Genomic DNA, 18217 nt, shown 5'->3' on the forward strand with positions numbered 1-18217 from the left:
GTATTATAACAAATTAACCTTAATCCCTAGCTTTAATGTGTTCTTGGTTGAAATTTTCTTCCATTTTTTGGATTTCAGCGCTTCCGCTTCTATAAATTTCATTATCTACTTTTAGCTCTTTTTGGCTAATTTTGTTATCATAATTTACATTACTTAAAATATGCTTAAATACATTTATTCTAGCCTTTTTCTTATCATTGCTTACAATGATTGACCAAGGCGCATATGGAGTATTTGAAGCTAATAGCATTGAGTATTTAGCAATTGTATATTGTTCCCATAATTCTTGACTCTTTTCATCAACTGGTGAGAGTTTATACTGTTTTAATAGGTCAGTTTTTCGCTCTTTAAAGCGTCTTTTTTGCTCCTCTTTTGATACTGAGAAATAAAACTTAAATAAAATAATCCCTGAACTTACTATCATCTCTTCAAATTTAGGAACTTGGCGTAAAAACTCCCTATGCTCTTCTTGCGTACAAAATCCCATAACAGGCTCAACTCCAGCTCTGTTATACCAGCTTCTATCAAAGATTACAATCTCTCCAGCGCTTGGCAAATGATCAACATAGCGTTGGAAATACCACTGAGTTCTTTCAACATCACTTGGTTTTTCAAGCGCAACCACACGACATCCCCTTGGGTTTACGTGTTCGATTAATCTTTTTATCGTACCGCCCTTACCAGAAGCATCACGACCCTCAAAAATTATTAAGACTTTTAAGCCCTCTTTTTTAACATATGTTTGAAATTTTAAAAATTCAACCTGAAGTTTTTTAAGCTCTTCTTCATATTTTAGTTTTGATTTTTTGACTTTAATGGTTACAAAATCTTCTTGGATACTCAATGTATTACCTCCGTAGATAAAAATTTTAATATTCTATAATTTTTTATATTAAATTTAGCAAAAATTTAGCAAATTTAATATAGAAAGACAAAAAATGCAACTATATTTTTTAAGCTAAAAATTAGGCTAAAAGCCCAGATTTTAGTTCGCTATATTTTTGCTCGCCACATAGCTCACGAACAAGCATTAAAGCAAACTCCATAGCCGTAGCTGGACCTCTTGAGGTGATGATATTTCCATCTATTACGACATTTTTATCAGCCCTATATCCAGAGTGATTTACTGTATCTTCAAATCCTGGATAACAAGTATATTCACTACCTAAAACCTCAGCAGTGCTAAGCGCCCAAGGAGCTGCGCAAATAGCTGCTAACTTCTTGTTATTTGCTTTGGCTTCTTTTAATTTTTTACCAAGTTTATCACTTTTGGCTAGATATTCTGCTCCAGGAAGCCCTCCAGGTAAAACAATCATATCAGCACTAGCAAAATCATACTCATTAAATAATACATCAGCTTTTAAACTTACGCCATGCGCACCGCTTACTTCTAAAGAGTTATCAAGTGCTACCATACTAGTCTCTACACCAGCTCTGCGTAAAATATCAACCACGCTAAGCGCTTCAATCTCTTCAAAACCATTTGCCATCATCACAGCTACTTTTGCCATTTTTTCTCCTTTATTAATTGATTGAATAGTATATTATTTTTTGATTTGCTAAGGAGCAAATTTTATAGTTTGCTCCATAAATTTGTTCTAATAAAATCTCATTTATTATCTCACTTTTGCCAAATGCTAAAGCCTTTCCATCTTTAATAGCTAAAACCTTAGAGGCAAACCAAAATATATGATTTGGCTCATGGCTGCAAATTATTATAATTTTACCATTTTTTGCTAAGGCGTGCATAGTTTTCCAAATCAAAATTTGATTATTAAAATCTAACGCACTAGTTGGCTCATCTAAAATCATTATAGGCGAGTCTTGAGCTATGGCTCTAGCTATTAATCCTAGCTGCTTTTGTCCGCCACTAAGAGAGCTAAAACTCTTATCTTTTAAAGGCAAAATTCCAACAATATCCATAGCGTTTTCTACAACTTTTATATCATCTTTACTAAAACCAAAAACCCCGCCAAAATGCGGCCTTTTTCCCATTAAGACCATATCAAAAAGAGTATAATTAAATGGTAGATTATGGGCTTGGGGAACATAGGATATTAATCTTGAAATTTGACTGATTTTAAGACTTTTAAACTCACTTCCAAATATTTTATACTCATAATAACTAGCATTTAAAAATCCCAAAAGAGAGCGTATCAATGTGGTTTTACCGCTACCATTTGATCCCATCAATCCAAGCAAATCCCCACGCTCAAGCTCAAATGAAATTCCACACAAAATTTGGTTATTTCCATAGCTAAATTTAAGATTTTCAACTATAAATTTATCCAAATAGTTTTGCACTTCTAACCTTTAAAATCCATAGTAAAAACGGCGCCCCAAGTAGCGAAACAATAATCCCTACAGGAATTTCTCCGCTGCTTAGTGTCCTAGATAAAGTATCACAAAGCAACAAATAAATCGCTCCCATCAGTCCAGCTACAGGTAAAATCACTCTATTATCAGCACCTACTAGCATTCTAGCAGCATGCGGCATCATTAATCCAATCCACGCTATAATCCCTACACTTGCTACGCTTAAAGCACTAAGCAAAGTTGCTATAACGATAAAAATAGCTTTATAAATTTGTGGATTTACACCTAGTGATCTAGCCTCTTCATCACCAAGGCTAAGCAAATTTAGCTTCCACGAAAGAGCAAAAGCAATGATAAAACACGGTATACCAAATAGCCCATTTACAGCTATATCATCCCAACTAGCGTGATATAGTCCACCCATCATCCAAAATGTAATCTCTCTTAATTGAGCATCCTCGCTTAAATACTTCATAATTCCAACAAGCGAGCTAAAAATCGCCCCCACAATAACCCCTGAAAGTACAAGCGCAACACTATTTATAACACCTCTTTCAAAAGCTAAAGTATAGGCTAAAAATACCGCCAAAAGTCCAAAAGTAAAAGCACTAAGCTCAAGTGAAAAAAAGATGCTTGGCAATAAAATCGCGAGACTAGCCCCAAAGCTAGCCCCAGAACTAGCCCCTAAGATAAATGGCTCAACTAAAGGATTTCTAAAAATACTTTGATAAATCGCTCCAGCACACGCTAAAGAAACTCCTACTAAAATCGCTATTAAAATCCTAGGCACTCTAAGATTCCATACTACAATCTCTCCAGTTGCACTTAGCTCTCCTATTCCAAAAAGCTTATAAGCAATCACGCCCATCACATCGGCTACGCTTAGAGATAAATTTCCACTAAGCAAGGCAAAAATTGATGCGCAAATTAATAAAACAAAGAGCAAAACTACAACTAAAAAAACTCTCAAAACTGCTCAGTCCAATCCAAAATTTGTGCTGAACGAAGCATTTTAGCAGCCTCTATATCTACCCCATATAATTTTTGGTAAAACTCTAGCGCAAAGTTGCCAATATTTATATCAGTAAATTTATCTGGATGCGCTGCTTTTGCAATTATTAAAAGCTCCAAAGGATATTCTAGACGCCTTGAGCAGTTCATCGGCGTCCATGGAAGTGAATATACTCGTTTTTGACGCACAGCCTTTAACTCGCGTAAATTAGCATAACTCTCATTTTCATAAAGTTCAAATGTTGGATGATAGCCATTATATGTAGGTAGCAATATAACATCAGGTTCAAGTGCATATATCTGTTCTGCACTAATCATTATCCTAGAGCCTTTAGCCAAATTAAATGCGTTTTGAGCATTTATGGTAGTAGTTAAAAGCAAAGATTCTGGCGTATCAATGCCATATGTGATACCACTAGCGCCATTTTTCTTAGCTGCTAGACTTAGGCCTAGATATAACATTTTTGGCTGATTTGTAGCAGTTTGGGTGCGAGATTTTATTAAATTCTCAATCCCAACTAAATACTCATAGAGTTTTAAGGTTTGCTCACTCTTTCCAAAAATCTCACCAATGATTCTCATTTCATCTTTTATCGTAGCTAAATTTTTAGTATATGTAGGCGAGTATAGTACAACTAAAGGAATTTTGGAGGCTTCTAGTATAGATAATGTTTTTTCTAATGCCGCCTTATCTGCTCCACCAATAGTACAATCCCCTACTCGAACTATAATAAGTTGTGGGGCTGATTGCATTAGGGTTTCATAGTTGATAATATTGCCTTGAGGTGAGTTAAAGCATGGCAAAGCATCAAGCCATGGATGCATAGCTCTCATAGTATTTAATCCAGTAAATTCAAGCTCTTCGTTTATGCCTTTAATCTTATATCTATAATCACGCTTTAGCGACCAAGACGCAATTGCGCTGACTCTGCGAATCTCACCAAGGTGAGTCATAACACTCTCAACAAAGCCATCGCTAATAGTAGCTATTCTATTTAAATTTGATGGAATTTGTACGGTTTTACCACGCATATCAGTAACGCTAATACCAAAAGCATAGCTAGCTAAAAATATAAAAAAAATGATAAATTTCACAAAAACTCCTTAAAATAAATGTAAGATTATATCTTTTAATAATTAAATTTAGGCTAAAAAGCCTAAAATATAGCGTTTAACTGTTAAGTCAGTTAGATCAGCATTACCAGGACGGACAGTTGAATTAGAGTAATAAACTTCATTAGAACCGGTTATATCGCTTTTAACATCGCTATCACTCAATCTATTTGAGTCCAAAATTCCGATACTATTTCAAGCCTTATCGATATCTAAAATCCCCTAACCAAATAGCTCTTCTTTTGTAATTTTTTGAACTCCAGCATAATCGCTGCCAATTGTTGGTATAGTACTTAATAATAAATCATCGTAAAAATCCCAATAATCCAAAGCCATCAAATCAGCATCAACTTGCTTATAATCAATACTTCCATCTGGCTTAATTGGGATATCTCGATCAATATAAAAAATAGTATACTTCTTTTTAATACACCGCCAGTAATTGAGAACCTCTATATTCAGAATAAATTTGCTCTTAAACTTGTCCTTGCAAACTTGGATGATCTTTATTTATTGCACTATCAATCACGCCTACATATACACATCGCCAGTTATACTTTTATCAACATGATTGATTAATTCAAAATCACTCACACCAAATAGATAAAATTGTCAAAAATTAAATTTAGTTTATAATTTTTAATCAGATAGTAAAAATAATTTTGATATAATCGCCCAATTAATCAAGGAATAGTTATGAGTAAAGAGACGAAATATATATTTGTTACAGGTGGAGTATTAAGTAGTTTAGGCAAAGGTATCGCAGCAGCAAGCATTGCTACACTGCTTAAAAATGTAGGCTATAAGGTTAGTATGCTAAAAGCAGATCCATACATAAATGTCGATCCTGGCACGATGAGCCCACTTGAACATGGCGAGGTATTTGTCACTGATGATGGCGCTGAGACAGATCTAGATTTAGGGCATTATGAGAGATTTTTAGATGAGGATCTATCTCAAGATAATAACTTTACAACTGGTAAGGTTTATAGCTCAGTTATAGAGCGTGAGCGTCGTGGTGATTACCTAGGAAAGACTATACAAGTTATCCCACATATCGTAGGCGATATAGTAGATCGTATTAAAAAAGCTGGTGAAGGCAATGATATTTTAATAGTGGAAATAGGTGGAACTGTAGGCGATATCGAAGGTCTTCCATTTTTAGAGGCTATTAGAGCGCTTAGAAGCGAAGTGGGAAGATCAAATGGGATGTTTATCCATCTTACTTTAGTGCCATATATCAAGGTAGCTGGCGAGCTAAAAACCAAGCCAACTCAGCACAGCGTAGGCGAATTAAGACGCATAGGTATTAGCCCAGATATGATTATTTGTCGCACTGAAATGCCACTAAATAGAGAGCTAAAAGATAAAATAGCAGCAAGTTGCGGTATAGAAAGAAATGCAGTCATAGAAAGCCCAGATATGCAAAGCATATACCAAGTCCCATTAAGCTTTTTAAACCAAAATATCCTTGAACCAATAGCTCAAAATTTAAATCTTAAAAATCCTAAGCCAAATATGCAAAACTGGGATAATCTAGTAAAAAGAGTAATAGCTCCTAGCACAGAGGTTAATCTTGCATTTGTAGGCAAATATATAGATTTAAAAGAGAGCTATAAAAGCTTAACTGAAAGCATTATTCATGCTGGAGCCAATTTAGATACAAAAGTAAATATACAATGGTGTGATAGTGAAAAAATAGATGCTAATAATGTCGCTGAAACATTAAAAGATTGCGATGCTATCTTGGTCGCTGGAGGCTTTGGGCCTCGTGGCGTAAGTGGTAAAATAGAAGCTATCAAATTCGCTAGAGAAAACAAAATCCCATATCTAGGAATCTGCCTTGGAATGCAACTTAGCATGATAGAATTTGCTAAAAATGTACTAAAATTAGAAGATGCAAACTCAATCGAATTTGATGAGAATTGCAAAAATCCTATTATATATCTAATAGATAGCTTTATTGATGCAAATGGAAATAAACAGCTAAGAACTCACACAAGCCCACTTGGTGGCACTATGAGACTTGGCGGATATGAGTGCGACTTGCTAAAAGGCTCACTACTAGCTAAAGTATATAATAATCAAAGCAAAATCAAAGAGCGTCACCGCCATAGATATGAAGCAAATCCAAAATATAGAGCCGAATTTGAAAAAGCCGGCCTAATAGTAAGCGGTGAGAGTGATGGACTTATAGAAGCTGTAGAGATCAAAGATCATCCATTTTTCTTAGGCGTTCAGTTTCATCCAGAATTTACATCTAGATTAACCAAGCCAAACCCTGCAATACTAGGATTTATAAAAGCTGGAATAGAATATAAAAATGCTAGATAAAGAGGCAATCAAAGAGCTATTAAGTAGTCGTTTTAGTAACGATATCCATACTAAACTCTCCGAAATTCCGCTGCCTTGTGAGTTAAAAGATACTTTCAAGGCAGCCAAAAGAATCAAAGAAGCCATCCAAAACGATGAGCTAATAGCAGTAGTAGGCGATTATGATGTAGATGGAATCGTAAGCACAGCTATAATGGCTGAGTTTTTAACTGATATGTCTGCTAACTTTATTATCAAAATTCCAAATAGATTTAAAGATGGCTACGGATTAAATGAAGAGATTATAAACGAATTAGAAAATGCCACTTTAATCATCACAGTAGATAATGGAATTAGCGCTATTGAAGCTGCTAAAATTTGTAAAGCAAAAGGGATTGATTTAATCATCACTGATCACCATATGCCACTTCCTACACTACCAGAAGCATATGCAATAATCAATCCAAAGCAAGCTAACTGCCCATTTCCAAATATCGAAATTTGTGGCGCTCAAGTAGCATGGTATTTAATTGGCGCACTAAAAGAGGTATGTGAACTAAGAAACTATGATATGGCCAAATTTCTTGATCTTTTAACTCTAGCTATAATAGCAGATATGATGGAATTAAGAGATTTAAATAGAATTTTAGTCCGTTTAGGTTTAGCACGGATAAACTCTAGCAAAAGAGCCTGTTTTGAAGCGATAAAAAATTACTATAATAAAGAAAAATTTGAATTTGATGATATTAGCTTTTTAATTGCTCCGCTAATAAACTCAGCAGGCAGAATAGATGATGCAACCATATCATATGAGTTTTTGCGCTCTAGAAATTTAAAAGAAGCCAATGGATATCTAGATAAAATTTGCGAATTCAATGCCTCACGCAAAGCTCAAGAAAAAGCGCTTTTTGAATCTAGCCAAAATGATATAGATGAAAATGAAGATATTATCGTTACATGGGGTAATGAGTGGCACGAGGGAGTTATCGGAATTGTCGCAAGTCGCTTGGCTAAAAAGTATAAAAAACCCGCAATTGTCTTTAGTATAGATGGAGATAAGGCTAAAGGTAGCGCTAGGAGTGTTGGTAAATTTGATATTCTTTCACTAATTGCCTCTCAAGAGTCTTTACTATGTGGATATGGTGGGCATAAAGGCGCTGCTGGAATAGTAATAGAAAGTGCTAATTTAAACAAATTTAAAACTGCAATAAATCAATCTTGTTTTTTGCAAGAACTATATGATTTTAGCACAAATGATGAGGTTTTAGGACAGATTAACCCTGAAGCGATTGATTATGAGCTAATAGAGATTTTGGAATTTTTTGAGCCGTATGGACAGAAAAATCCACGCCCTCTTTTTGAGCTAAAAGGCGCAATGGTAAAATCAGCTAAGAAAATTGGCAAGGAGGAATCTCACCTAAAAATCATACTGCAAAAAGATAGCAAAACACTAGAAGCGATATTTTTTAACTTTGACTACTTACCAAAAAGTGGTGAGAGTATTGATATCTTAGTAACAATTGCTAAAAATTCATTTCGTGGGTTAATCATCCCTCAACTACTAATAAAAGAGATTATAAGACAGGAGCAAAAATGAAATTAAATTTTATCAAAACCTTTGTAAAGCATGAGAGCTTTGGCGGCGTTTTGCTAATTATTGCTACGATTTTGGCCTTGGTATTTCAAAATGGCATTTTAAGCCACTTCTATCAAGAGATTTTAAGATCTGAATTTAGCGTCGGATTTAGAGAATTTACCCTAGCTAAACCGCTGATTTTATGGGTAAATGACGGCCTTATGGCGGTATTTTTCTTTGTTGTGGGATTAGAATTAAAGCGTGAAATTGTAGAAGGCGAGCTATCCAATCCTAGACAAATAGCCCTACCGATTATAGGTGCCCTTGGCGGAGTTATCTGCCCTGCTTTAATATTTTGGGGGTTTAATTATAGTGATGAGTTTGCTATAAGAGGATGGGCGATACCTACTGCTACTGATATTGCCTTTGCTCTTGGGGTTTTGATGCTTTTGGGCAAAAGAGTACCTAGCTCGCTTAAGATTTTCTTGCTAACCTTAGCTATTATAGATGATCTTTGTGCGATCGTGATTATAGCGCTATTTTATACAACTGAGCTATCTACTACTTCGCTTGGAATTTCATTTATTTGCTTAATTATTTTATTTGTCCTAAACCGCTTAAAGGTAAATAAAAAATCGATATTTTTGCTATTTACCTTAATCCTTTGGTTTAGCGTGTTAAAAAGTGGCGTCCATGCTACCATAGCTGGAGTTTTAGCCGCATTTTTCATCCCTATGAGAGATAGTGCTGGCACAAGTATGTTAAAAGACCTTGAAAAGGATCTTCACGGCGTTACAAGCTACTTTATCTTGCCGATTTTTGCCTTTGTCAATGCTGGAGTTAGCCTAGCTGGAGTTGATCCTAAGCAGCTTATAAATTCAGTCGGTATGGGTATATTTTTTGGCCTATTTTTTGGTAAGCAATTGGGGGTATTTTTGTTTAGTTTTATATTTATTAAACTTGGCTTTGCCAAGCTTCCTGATGGGGCAAATTGGCTGCAATTTTATGGAGTTTGTATATTAACTGGAATCGGCTTTACAATGAGTTTATTTGTAGGCGCTTTGGCTTATAATGATAGCCCGGTATTTTATCACGCTGATAAATTAGCGATATTATTAGCTAGTTTTGTCGCTGGAGTGGTAGGATATATCTATCTATTTTTACTATGTAAGCCAAAAAAGAATATAGATTAAGGAGATTAAATGAGAAGTGATAATATCAAAAAAGGCTATACCAAAACCCCACACAGATCGCTACTAAGGGCAACTGGGCTAAGAGATGAGGATTTTGATAAGCCTTTTATAGGCGTGGCAAATAGCTTTATAGAGATAATTCCTGGGCATTTTTTCTTAGATAAATACTCTAAAATCCTAAAAGATGAAATTCGCAAAAATGGCTGCGTGCCTTTTGAGTTTAACTGTATCGGCGTAGATGATGGTATCGCTATGGGGCATGGCGGTATGCTCTACTCTCTCCCAAGCCGTGAGATAATAGCAAATTCAGTTGAAACCGTGATGAATGCTCACTGCCTTGATGCGCTAGTGTGTATGCCAAACTGCGATAAAATCGTCCCTGGAATGCTCATGGGAGCTTTAAGAGTAAATGTGCCAACTATATTTATAAGCGGTGGGCCAATGGCTGCTGGAGTTGGGCTTAGGGGTGAGGCCTTGGATTTAAACTCAGCTTTTGAAGCTGTTGGAGCGTATGAGACAAAGCAAATAGATGAAAAAGAGCTTAAACATATAGAGTGTAACGCCTGTCCCGGTGGCGGTAGCTGCTCTGGAATGTTTACAGCTAATTCTATGAATACCCTTTGTGAAGCGATGGGCGTGGCATTAGAGGGCAATGGAACTATCCTAGCTCTAACCAAAGAGCGAGAAGAGCTAATCAGAAAAGCCGCCAAAAGAATCTGCCAAATCGCCCTTGATGAGAGATATAAAATCAAAAATATCATAAATACCAAATCCATCCACAACGCAATGGTCGTAGATATGGCAATGGGTGGTAGCTCAAATACAATTTTACACATGCTTGCTATCAGCCGTGAAGCTGGTGCGCCACTAGATATAGCAAAATTAAATGACATTAGTCGCAGTGTCCCACATATAGCCAAAATCGCCCCGAGCCTACCTAGCGTGCATATGGAAGATATAGCCAAGGCTGGTGGGCTAAGTGCGGTTATAAATGAGATAGCTAAATTCGATGATAAATTGCTAAATTTAGACGCTCTTACTATAAGTGGTGAGAGCTTAGGCGATAGGGTCAAAAATGCTGAAATTTTGGATCAAAATATCATTCACACAGTAGCAAACGCCTACTCAAAAGTAGGCGGCCTAGCTATTTTATTTGGCAATTTAGCCGAGCAAGGCTGCGTGATCAAAACTGCTGGTATAGTCGGTTCAAGGCAATTTAGTGGCAAAGCGATCTGCTTTAACTCCCAAGATGAAGCCATAGAAGGTATCAGTAGTGGCAAGGTCAAAAAGGGTGATGTGGTTGTTTTAAGATACGAAGGGCCAAAAGGAGGTCCAGGAATGCAAGAGATGCTAAGTCCAACTAGCCTTATAATGGGGCGTGGGCTTGGGGCTGATGTAGCACTTATCACTGATGGACGCTTTAGCGGTGCAACAAGAGGCCTTAGCATAGGACATGTAAGCCCTGAAGCTGCTGAGGGCGGTATGATAGGATTACTAAAAGATGGCGATATCATCGATATTGATGTAGATAAATACAGCATAAATGTTCGCTTAAGCGATGATGAGATTAACGCTAGAAAAAAAGAGTGGAAATACGCTGGCAAGGTAGTAGATAGTCGCTGGCTAAGACAATACCAAAAGCTAGTTACCAACGCAAGCAATGGGGCGATTTTAGAAGCGTGAGAAGATTGAGCCCTTTTTGGGGGCTAAATTTTAGATTTAATCTTAAGCTTATATCAACTTATATAAGCTTAAAAATTTTTATCTAAAGAATTTAATTTAAAGCTATATTTTAGTTTTATTATGCTCGTTTTTGATTTTTATAGCTTCAAATATGAATTTGATATATCCGCCTTTATACCAATTTTTATGAGCTTGCATAAGAGCATTTCCTAGTTTGTAGCTTAGATGATTTTTGATATTTTGGGCTTTTTGATTAGTTATTTCTAAATTTTTGATCTCTAGATCTTTTTTGCGTAAGCTCTCGTTTGTTGATTTTAGACTAGCTTCTTGCGAGCTCAATTTATCACTAAATTCTTTTATAGCCTTATCTTTTTTATTTATCTCTTCTTTGAGTGAGTTTATCTGCTCTTGCGGGGCTGGCGCTGGTGGCGTGGTTGGTTGTGGTGGTTGCGGTGGCGTGGCTAACTGCTCTTTAAGCCTATTTATGATTTGTGGGCTTAGGACTCTATCAATGTGCTTTGTGATATTAGGATACAAATGCCCGATATACTCATCTATAAACTCCATAGAATCTTTAAAAAATACGATATTTGGTATCAGATAAGAGCGGTCTATATCCCTATCAATCTCTATATCCCTATCACTTGGGATAAGACTTAAATCAAATAATTTCATTTTTGGATTTGGCTTACATAAGAAAAATGCGATTAGATCGAAGTATGGTAAAGATACGCTATTTGGGGTATTTGGACGAGCGTTAATATAAGATTCACTATTTGCTAAATTTTCATCATTAAATTTGACTATCAAACTACTATCTATTATCGGCTCGGCTTGTATTTCGCAAAATATATTAAGCTTTGAAGTTGGCTTAACAATATTCTTATCCTTATTTTTTAAATGTATAGAAGCACAATGCGATATTGTTTGAGCCCAATTTAATTTTGTTATCTCTCCATTGATTTCCAAATTCCAACCATGCATCCCAATAATTTGATACTCTTCATACCCTTCAAAACTCAAATAATTATCGCTCTCTAGCCTATAAACAATCTCATCATACATTGAATTTTTAGGATTAAAAATCTTAAAATTCCCAACTCTTTTCATATCTTGTGGGGTTAATATCTTAAATTCAGGTAGATTGATATCTAAATTCTTATTTGAAGCTTTAAAGCAATCAATATTTTTAGCAATCTCTTTGCCGACATATCGATTAACTATCGCAAGCTGATGACCGCCAAATTTATTACCAAACTGGATTATCTCGCTTTTTTCATAATAACTTTGCATATCTATAATATTTAACCCAAAATAATTAGCCAAAAATCTATGCATATTGATAATTATCTGATAATCTCTAGTCCTATAAGGTAAAATCAATATACAAACCGGCTTTTTAAGCTCATATAAAGTTGCGTATAAATATTGTAAATTTTTAAATATTATCTCTAAAGAAAGGTTTTCTATAATATTATGATTATCTAATTCGTTAATCACAGATTCAGTTACTATCAAATCAGCATTTTTAATAGCTTCTTGATTTTTTTCTCGTTTTAATTCATATAAATTTTGTAAAGAAGTAGTACCACCTAAAGCCAAATTTGTCACATTCGCATACTCTCTAAGACCTTTTTGTAGCCCATTTACCATCACAGAGTTGCTACCACCAAGAAGTATGATATTTTTCATTTTACCAACTTTTAAAATTCAATTTCAAAAGCAGGCAGTTTATCAAAAAAAAAAAAAAAATGAAATTAGAAATTAAAACTAATAGAAATATTTAATAATAAATTAAGATTATAACAATTCATCTAGTTTTGAGACTTTATAAATTTCTCAATATCAAACCCGCAAATATCGAGCCTAACACGATTAAATCTATCAAATTGGGTATTCTCATCAACTAGCATTTTCATCTGCGCACCACTCCCACCAAACGCAAATGCCTTAGATAATTCGCCTTTGCGATTTACTACCCTGTGGCAAGGGTATAGCTTTGGGTTGGGATTATTGTGTAGAGCGTTGCCAACAGCCCTAGCCAACTTCACATTACCCAAACACAGCGCAATCTGAGAGTATGTAGCCACCTTGCCTTTTGGTATCAATCTTAACAAATTATAGACTTCTTGATTAAAATTCATCACCACCTCATAATCCTTAAATATCGTTTAAGGTTTTGCTATCGAAAGGGAAATTCTACTTAAAAAGCTCAAATATTTTATCTAAACAATTTAATTTAAAGCTATATTTTAGTTTTATTATGCTCTTTTTTGATTTTTATAGCTTCAAATATAAATTTGATATATCCCCCTTTATACCAATTTTTATTGGCTTTTATTAGAGCCTGACCTAGTTTGTAGCTTAGATGGTTTTTCGTGTTTAGGGCTTTTTGGTAGTTTATTTCTAAGCTACTAATATCTTTTTCTTTTTTAGATAATGCTTCTTTGAGAGATTTTATCTCTAGTTCTTGTGAAGTTAAAGCCTTTTTGTGATTTATATCTAAATTGTTGATATCTTTTTCTTTTTGGGATAGTTTATCTTTAAGGGATTTAATCTCTAGTTCTTGTGGAGTTGGTTGTGGTGTAGGTTTTGGAGCTGGCGGGGTTGGCTGTGGTTTAGTTTCATCTATCTCTTCAAATTTTAAAGATTTAAATTTATTTTCATATTTAGGTAAAGGGATATCATAAGGCATATCTTTAAAATATGCAAAGCGATTTTTATTTTTATTACAGTATATTGCATTATATACAAATTCTAATTTTTCTTGTGCTGTGTTTAAAGAGTCTAGTTTTTCTTCAATTGCTTTAGGAGATAGGAATTCGTTTTGGTTATAGGTGTATTTGAAATCATTGTTTGGAATATAGTTATATTTATTTGTTTCTTCTAAATCCCAATTATGCACACACTCTTCTCTCCAAGAGATATTTTCTTTTACCTGTTTAATTGGATTGCCAGCATTAATAGTATTAGAATAACAAAGTTTTGTAACTACACTTTTTGTGCCAATAATGCTTCCAGAAGCAACGAATGATTTTTTGAGAAATGCTACTTCTTGTCCAACCCATACATGATCTCCTATATAAATGCTTTGAGTAGGATTGATACGTTTATTGGTAATATTGTCGTATATTAAATGTGGATCCGCATTTCTAAACCAAATCGTATGCGAGAAAAGACATTGATCTCCTATTATAATGTTTTTTCTTTCAGATAGCAGCAAAGATCTTTGTCCACGTAGAGTTTTAAGCCCTAAAAAGGGCTTAAAGGCTTATTTGATAACGCCACACGCCATTCTAGCGCCGCCGCCGCCAAGTGCTTTTGGATGGTCGCTGTGATTGTCACCACCGATATGAACCATCAAAGAGTGGCCTTTTAACTCGCTTAAATCTTTGATTTTAGGAGATAAAACAGGATTTGTCGCTGTGCCATCAGCTGCTACATATAGCGCTGGTAGGTCGCCTTTGTGGCCTTTGTCATCCCAAGGTAAAGAGTGATTACCGCTATTTGTTGGATCCCAGTGGCCACCGGCTTTCATACCTAAGCCTTTATCTGTTGCGCCGCAATCAGGATTTGCATGGACATGAAATCCGTGTAAGCCTGGCTCTAAGCCTTTAAGATCAGGGAAAAACGCCACGCCGTAGTTGGTTTTAACCGCTATTACGCTACCTACTGGAGTGTTTTTGTCTTGTCCTAGTAAATCAACTTTGATCTCAATGTGATCTACGCTTTTAGGGTCAAAAATCGTCATATTAGCCGCTAATAAACTAGAGCTAGCAAGCATCAAAGCAGATGCTACAAAACCAAATTTTTTCATAATTTTCCTTTAAAATTGAAGTATAATTCATTATAACCAAAAATTATTAATAAATTAAGATTTTTAATACAAAATCCAAATTTCACTTAGCAAACAAACAAACCACGCCAAAAAGCTCTAAATCTTTAACGATTTTTCGCATTTAGGCTAATACTCCTTTAAAAGCCACTTTTATATACCCAATCCAAAATATTTATCAAAGAATTTCAATAATTTTTCGATTATTGCTTGTTTTCTTTCATTTCTATTGCCACCGTTAAATCTACCCATAGGTGGTAGTATTTTTTCTATATCTGTTCCTATTGTTTTGACTTGACCATCTCTAAAAGAATGGTCTAAAAAATTTCTCGTCTCGCTCTCTTTTAAATTTTCATCTTTTATTAAATTTTTTAGATCGCTTTCCTTTTGTTCTTTGACAAATTTCGCCCAATCTGTCATTACATCTGTATCGGCGTTAATTTTATTGATAAATCCATCTATTAGATCTTTTTTGGATCTTAGTGACATGCTTGCTCTAATAGCTTTATCGATTGAGCTTCGTATCTCTTGGTCTTTACAATTTGATTTATGGTATTTTGTAACTAGCATTAAAATATAATCTATATTTACCTCTAATTGCCTTACAAGCTCCATCTCAAATACCAAATCATCTTTTATGCTTTCGCTACCTTCTGATTTTGATTTGAACTCCTCATTGAGATCTTCATATTCGCTAAGGTAATCTCGAAAATCCTCTTCGCTTAGTATCTCCATACCTTTGAATTTGTCAAATGATGATAGGATATTTCTTAGTCTTAGAATGCTACCTATAGATATTATAAAATCCCTTTTGGCTGATTCTCCGAAGGGTTTCTCGCCTGGTGGATACTTTTGGATAAGCTGGGATATTTTTTCTTCGTAGCCCATAATATGCTTTTTGCCATCATTATATCCATAATAGTAATCTTCAAAAGATCTTAGCAGCACTATTCCGCTCGCATTTTTATCGCCAAATAGGGCTATTGCGTCATTTGTCTCTTGCTGTAAATCTCTAAAACATACAATATTTCCATAGGATTTTACAGAATTTAATATCCGATTTGTTCTTGAAAATGCTTGTATCAATCCATGTTGTTTTAGGTTTTTATCCACCCATAATGTATTTAGCGTAGTAGCGTCAAATCCTGTTAAAAACATATTAACAACGATCAATAAATCAACTTCTCTTTTCTTGACCTTATCAGAGAGATCCTTATAATAGTCTTGAAATCCATTGCCTTCAGATGAGAAATTTGTTTTAAATTTTTTATTGTATTCACTTATAGCAAAATCCAAAAACTCTCTTGAGCTTTTATCCAATAGCTCCGTCTCAAATCCCTCATCATCTATTATCCCATCGGCCCTGTCTTCTTCATTAGCCGCAAAAGAGAATATCGTAGCGATGGTTAAATCTTTTTGCTTTTCTTCTAATTGCTTTTTAAATTCCAAATAATATTTTTTAGCCATCTCAATCGAAGCGACCGCAAACATAGAGTTAAATCCACTCATTCTTTGACCTTTTAAATCATAATATGAGCTTCTTTTTGTCTTTTGGTCAAAATGCTCTATTATATATTCAACTATTTTTTTAACCCTCTTATCATCTGCCAATGCTCCTGCCTCATCGATCCTTGCTACTTCTTTGTCTTTTATTTCATCTTTTTTCTTAATTGTATTGACATAGTCAATTCTAAATGGCAAGACATTCCCATCATTTATAGCATCAACAATGGTATAAGTATGGAGCTTATCCCCAAAGGCTTGCTCAGTGGTACAAAAATCAGGATTTGATTTATTAGTAGCATTTTTAGCAAAAATTGGCGTCCCTGTAAATCCAAATAGATGATAATTCTTAAAACTCTTAGATATCGATGTATGCATATCACCAAACTGCGATCTATGGCACTCATCAAATATCAAAACCAAATGCTTTTGAAACGCCGGATGCTTGGGGTTTCTTTTGACAAATTCGCTTAACTTTTGGATAGTTGTAACTATGATTTTAGCGTTATCATCTTCAATCTGTTTTTGTAGTATTTTGGTATTTCTATTGCCATTTGCCGCACCCTTTTCAAACCTATCATACTCTCGCATCGTCTGATAATCCAAATCTTTTCTATCAACGACAAATAGCACCTTATCTATATAGTCTAATTTACTTGCGAGTTGTGCGGTCTTAAATGATGTTAAGGTTTTACCAGAGCCTGTTGTGTGCCATATATAGCCACCAGCTTCGATAGTTCCCATTTTTTTGTAATTTGTGCTTATTTGAATTTTATTTAGTATCCTTTCAGTTGCGGCTATTTGATATGGACGCATCACCAGCAATAACTCTTCAGCTGTAAATACGCAATATTTGGTTAATATATTTAGTATTGTATGCTTTGAAAAAAATGTCTTAGTAAAATCAACTAAATCGGGTATCACTTTATTACTCGCATCAGCCCAGTATGAAGTAAATTCAAAGCTATTGCTTGTTTTCTTGCTTCTATTTTGTGTTTGGGTTTTTTCTTTTATATGGCTCTCTCTTGTGGTGTTAGAATAGTATTTTGTATTTGTGCCATTTGAGATTACAAATATTTGTATATACTCATATAGCCCACTACCAGCCCAGAAGCTATCTCTTTGATATCTATTGATTTGATTAAATGCTTCTTTTAAGGCTACTCCCCGTCTTTTTAACTCTATATGAATCAAAGGCAATCCATTAACCAAAATCGAAACATCATAGCGATTTTCATAGTTTCCGCCCTTTTCTACATATTGATTGATAACTTGTAATATATTATTATGGATATTTTTCTTATCAATTAGATAGATATTTCTACTCGTTCCATCATCTTTTTTTAATACTTGGATATGGTCTTCTTGGATTTTTTTGGTTTTTTGGACTATTCCATCATTGTTATTAGCGATACTATTTTTATAAAATCTATCCCATTCATTATCACTAAATTTATAATCATTCAATATCTCTAATTGAGCTCTAAGGTTACTAATAAGCCCCTTTGAATCATTGATTTTTAGATATTCATAGCCTTGCTCACTAAGCATTTTTATAAATTCATTTTCTAAGGCTGCTTCGCTTTGATAACTATCAGATTTTTTCTTTAATGGTTCATACTCAGCCACCACAGTAGAATTGCTCATTTCCATAACTATATTATATTTATTCAT

General features: G+C 34.6%; 15 protein-coding genes. 4 read left to right on the plus strand and 11 right to left on the minus strand.

What is annotated here, in order from left to right; translation table 11 throughout:
• Positions 1 to 19 precede the first annotated feature (19 nt).
• The 6 genes from ppk2 to CIGNP103_RS08105 form a co-directional block, all read right to left on the minus strand.
• On the minus strand, positions 20 to 844 hold the full coding sequence (gene ppk2 / locus CIGNP103_RS03175; protein WP_180381790.1) for a polyphosphate kinase 2: 825 nt from the start codon (positions 842 to 844) through the stop codon (positions 20 to 22).
• 121 nt (positions 845 to 965) lie between these two features.
• The gene (locus tag CIGNP103_RS03180; protein ID WP_086268572.1) at positions 966 to 1511 is read right to left on the minus strand and encodes a DJ-1 family glyoxalase III; all 546 of its coding nucleotides are present in this window, start codon (positions 1509 to 1511) and stop codon (positions 966 to 968) included.
• A gap of 13 nt (positions 1512 to 1524) precedes the next feature.
• A complete protein-coding gene (locus CIGNP103_RS03185; RefSeq protein ID WP_236845037.1) occupies positions 1525 to 2304 on the minus strand; it encodes an ABC transporter ATP-binding protein in 780 nt (259 codons plus the stop codon).
• Positions 2285 to 3286, minus strand: coding sequence for a FecCD family ABC transporter permease (locus CIGNP103_RS03190; protein ID WP_086226036.1), 1002 nt, complete (start codon positions 3284 to 3286; stop codon positions 2285 to 2287). Before CIGNP103_RS03190 ends, CIGNP103_RS03185 begins: the two co-directional genes overlap by 20 nt.
• Positions 3283 to 4422, minus strand: coding sequence for an ABC transporter substrate-binding protein (locus CIGNP103_RS03195; RefSeq protein ID WP_236847414.1), 1140 nt, complete (start codon positions 4420 to 4422; stop codon positions 3283 to 3285). The genes CIGNP103_RS03190 and CIGNP103_RS03195 overlap by 4 nt, the downstream gene beginning before the upstream one ends.
• Positions 4423 to 4470: 48 nt before the next feature.
• The gene (locus CIGNP103_RS08105; protein ID WP_180381791.1) at positions 4471 to 4620 is read right to left on the minus strand and encodes a hypothetical protein; all 150 of its coding nucleotides are present in this window, start codon (positions 4618 to 4620) and stop codon (positions 4471 to 4473) included.
• Between the two features lie 516 nt (positions 4621 to 5136).
• On the opposite strand from CIGNP103_RS08105, the gene CIGNP103_RS03200 reads away from it, so the two are divergent.
• Genes CIGNP103_RS03200 through ilvD form a run of 4 tightly spaced genes read left to right on the plus strand, consistent with a single transcriptional unit; the run spans position 5137 to position 11205 of the window.
• The gene (locus tag CIGNP103_RS03200; RefSeq protein WP_086224924.1) at positions 5137 to 6774 is read left to right on the plus strand and encodes a CTP synthase; all 1638 of its coding nucleotides are present in this window, start codon (positions 5137 to 5139) and stop codon (positions 6772 to 6774) included.
• Positions 6764 to 8350 (plus strand): single-stranded-DNA-specific exonuclease RecJ, encoded by a 1587-nt coding sequence (gene recJ / locus CIGNP103_RS03205; RefSeq protein WP_086224925.1) that lies wholly within the window; start codon positions 6764 to 6766, stop codon positions 8348 to 8350. Before CIGNP103_RS03200 ends, recJ begins: the two co-directional genes overlap by 11 nt.
• Positions 8347 to 9522: a Na+/H+ antiporter NhaA gene (gene nhaA / locus CIGNP103_RS03210; RefSeq protein ID WP_086268573.1), complete on the plus strand. Its 1176-nt coding sequence runs from the start codon at positions 8347 to 8349 to the stop codon at positions 9520 to 9522. Before recJ ends, nhaA begins: the two co-directional genes overlap by 4 nt.
• A gap of 9 nt (positions 9523 to 9531) precedes the next feature.
• On the plus strand, positions 9532 to 11205 hold the full coding sequence (ilvD, locus tag CIGNP103_RS03215; RefSeq protein ID WP_086268574.1) for a dihydroxy-acid dehydratase: 1674 nt from the start codon (positions 9532 to 9534) through the stop codon (positions 11203 to 11205).
• A 102-nt stretch (positions 11206 to 11307) separates the two neighbouring features.
• Here ilvD and CIGNP103_RS08285 read toward each other — a convergent pair whose 3' ends face one another.
• From CIGNP103_RS08285 to CIGNP103_RS03240, 5 genes are all read right to left on the minus strand, one after another.
• On the minus strand, positions 11308 to 12897 hold the full coding sequence (locus CIGNP103_RS08285; protein WP_236847415.1) for a hypothetical protein: 1590 nt from the start codon (positions 12895 to 12897) through the stop codon (positions 11308 to 11310).
• A 122-nt stretch (positions 12898 to 13019) separates the two neighbouring features.
• The gene (locus CIGNP103_RS03225) at positions 13020 to 13349 is read right to left on the minus strand and encodes an MGMT family protein (RefSeq protein ID WP_086268640.1); all 330 of its coding nucleotides are present in this window, start codon (positions 13347 to 13349) and stop codon (positions 13020 to 13022) included.
• A 101-nt stretch (positions 13350 to 13450) separates the two neighbouring features.
• The gene (locus CIGNP103_RS03230; protein WP_086268575.1) at positions 13451 to 14428 is read right to left on the minus strand and encodes a hypothetical protein; all 978 of its coding nucleotides are present in this window, start codon (positions 14426 to 14428) and stop codon (positions 13451 to 13453) included.
• Positions 14429 to 14476: 48 nt separating this feature from the next.
• Positions 14477 to 15022: a superoxide dismutase family protein gene (locus tag CIGNP103_RS03235; protein ID WP_086225179.1), complete on the minus strand. Its 546-nt coding sequence runs from the start codon at positions 15020 to 15022 to the stop codon at positions 14477 to 14479.
• A 171-nt stretch (positions 15023 to 15193) separates the two neighbouring features.
• Positions 15194 to 18217 carry a type I restriction endonuclease subunit R gene (locus tag CIGNP103_RS03240; RefSeq protein ID WP_086268576.1) on the minus strand — a complete coding sequence of 1008 codons (3024 nt, stop codon included), beginning with the start codon at positions 18215 to 18217 and terminating at the stop codon, positions 15194 to 15196.

The organism is Campylobacter sp. P0103, assembly GCF_002139545.1.
GTDB lineage: Bacteria > Campylobacterota > Campylobacteria > Campylobacterales > Campylobacteraceae > Campylobacter > Campylobacter devanensis.

Bases quoted from the DNA above. Each gene is read 5' to 3' on its own strand.
- CIGNP103_RS03200 (WP_086224924.1), top strand. From the start codon at position 5,137: ATGAGTAAAGAGACGAAATATATATTTGTTACAGGTGGAGTATTAAGT.
- CIGNP103_RS03180 (WP_086268572.1), bottom strand. From the start codon at position 1,511: ATGGCAAAAGTAGCTGTGATGATGGCAAATGGTTTTGAAGAGATTGAA.
- CIGNP103_RS03240 (WP_086268576.1), bottom strand. From the start codon at position 18,217: ATGAATAAATATAATATAGTTATGGAAATGAGCAATTCTACTGTGGTG.
- CIGNP103_RS03235 (WP_086225179.1), bottom strand. From the start codon at position 15,022: ATGAAAAAATTTGGTTTTGTAGCATCTGCTTTGATGCTTGCTAGCTCT.
- nhaA (WP_086268573.1), top strand. From the start codon at position 8,347: ATGAAATTAAATTTTATCAAAACCTTTGTAAAGCATGAGAGCTTTGGC.
- recJ (WP_086224925.1), top strand. From the start codon at position 6,764: ATGCTAGATAAAGAGGCAATCAAAGAGCTATTAAGTAGTCGTTTTAGT.
- CIGNP103_RS03225 (WP_086268640.1), bottom strand. From the start codon at position 13,349: ATGAATTTTAATCAAGAAGTCTATAATTTGTTAAGATTGATACCAAAA.
- ilvD (WP_086268574.1), top strand. From the start codon at position 9,532: ATGAGAAGTGATAATATCAAAAAAGGCTATACCAAAACCCCACACAGA.
- CIGNP103_RS08285 (WP_236847415.1), bottom strand. From the start codon at position 12,897: ATGAAAAATATCATACTTCTTGGTGGTAGCAACTCTGTGATGGTAAAT.